The sequence below is a fragment of the Streptomyces katrae genome, assembly GCF_000966975.1.
GTDB lineage: Bacteria > Actinomycetota > Actinomycetes > Streptomycetales > Streptomycetaceae > Streptomyces > Streptomyces katrae.
In genome coordinates this window covers 1-1,681 of record NZ_JZWV01001624.1, presented here as the reverse complement: position 1 = coordinate 1,681, position 1,681 = coordinate 1, and the positions used below count along the sequence as shown (strand labels likewise).

At 71.8% G+C, this 1,681-nt stretch carries 3 protein-coding genes; 1 reads left to right on the top strand and 2 read right to left on the bottom strand.

Annotation, left to right across the window (positions count from 1 at the left end; translation table 11 throughout):
- The coding region (lepB, locus tag VR44_RS39695) for a signal peptidase I (protein ID WP_045952559.1) at nt 1–435 on the bottom strand (435 nt) is incomplete at its 3' end.
- 196 nt (nt 436–631) lie between these two features.
- Between lepB and VR44_RS39690 the strand changes: the two genes are divergently transcribed.
- Nucleotides 632–1,087: a hypothetical protein gene (locus VR44_RS39690; RefSeq protein ID WP_045952558.1), complete on the top strand. Its 456-nt coding sequence runs from the start codon at nt 632–634 to the stop codon at nt 1,085–1,087.
- 78 nt (nt 1,088–1,165) lie between these two features.
- Here the strand turns inward: VR44_RS39690 and VR44_RS39685 are convergent, their stop codons facing one another.
- A complete protein-coding gene (locus VR44_RS39685) occupies nt 1,166–1,378 on the bottom strand; it encodes a hypothetical protein (protein ID WP_045952557.1) in 213 nt (70 codons plus the stop codon).
- Nucleotides 1,379–1,681: the final 303 nt, after the last annotated feature.

The following is a 1,681-nucleotide window of genomic DNA, read 5'->3' as shown; positions in this document are numbered from 1 at the left end:
GAGATGTGTATAAGAGACAGCCTGCGGGACGGTCACCGAGAACGGCCCCGGCGAACCCGCCGTCGGCTCGCCGTCCTTCACGTACGGCTCGTCCAGGGGCCGGCCGTTGAGCATGAGGCGCGGGGCGCCCGGCTCGTACGCGATCGTGTCGCCGCCCACGGCCACGACCCGTTCGACCACCGGACCCCCGGGGTCCTCGCCACCGTCCATGGCGCCCACCGTCACCAGCACCACGTCCCCGCGCCGGACCTCGGCCGGGTCCTTGCGGAACAGCACCAGATCACCCTTGGCGTAGGTGGGTGCCATGGCCGACCCCGAGTACGACGCGGCCCGGTACAGCAGCCTGGGCACCAGCGCACCCCCGGCCGCCATCAGCAATCCGGCCATGAGCACCGCGAGTGCCGCGATCCCCAGTCCCCGCCCTGGCCTGCGCACCCTGTTCTCCGTTCGCTCCGCGTGTACTGGCCGGAATCGTACGGTGCGCGCAGGAGTCGTCATGGGGTGGGTGCGGACGGTTCAACTCATGATCACCTTGCATTCTTATGTCATGTGAAATATCACATGACATAAGAACCGTCCGGTGAGCGCATCCGGGCGGCGATCCATGACCACCACCCCGGGGAGAATCCCGATGAACCGCTTAGCCCTCCTGGCCGCCGGTGCCACCGTCCTCACCGCTCTGACGGCCGCCCCCGCCTTCGCCGACACCACCCCCGCGACCCCGGCCGAAACGGTCACCTCCTGCGGACCCTCCGGCCTCCAGGCAGGCCTGTCCACCCGGGTGTGCGCCGAAGTCACCGGCACCACCGTCGAGTTCTACGGCACGGTCGGACTCGCCGGCCCGCCCTCTCCCGGCAGCCCGGCGCCGGAGCCGAAGCAGCTGTTCACCACCCTGTCCGTCGAGGTCGTCGGCAACGACGCGCCCCTGGTACGGCAATGGCCGGTCGTCTTCACCTCCTCGACCGTCGAGGTACGCGGTGAGGCCGCCTCCGCCTCCTGCGGCTCGACCGTACGAGCCTCCTTCGGCGTCGCCTCGTTCCCCTGGGCGGCCAGGCCCGTCGTCCACGAGGTCACCCTGGACTGCTGAATACCCGTAGCGGTGGGGCCCCGCCCCGGCCGGTGACGGATCACACGACACCGGCGGGACGGGCGGGGCCCGGAGGAGTCAGGACTCGCGCTGCATGACCCGCCGGGCCGCCTCCGCCTCGGCCGCGGGCGGGGACAGCTCGTCCAGGGTGTCCAGCTCGTCGTCCGCCCCCAGCTCCTCCTCCCAGGCCGCCGCGAGCCGTTCCTGCTCCGCGCGCGGCCTGGCCGCGACGGCCTCCCGGTGCGCGGGGTCCAGAGCCGCCAGGAACCGTCCGACCGAGTCCGTCGGCATGCCGTTCTCCTTGTCACCGTGCGGAAGGCCGGCCGTCGTCCAGCTGCCGCGCCCGGCCCAGCATCGCGAACCCCCGCCGGTGCCGGGCGGCCGACACGTCCGGCCACCACCCGAAGGGCGGCGTGATCCGGACAGCCCCGGCGCTTCGGCCGGAATCGCCGCGCCACAGCACTACGCTGATGGGTTGTTCGGTGCCGGAACGGAACAACCCGGGCAGACCCGGGCCCGCCGGCGCTCCGGACGTGTCCGGCGAACGAGACGCGAGGGCCGATGGCAATCACACCAGGGCCTGTCTCTTATACA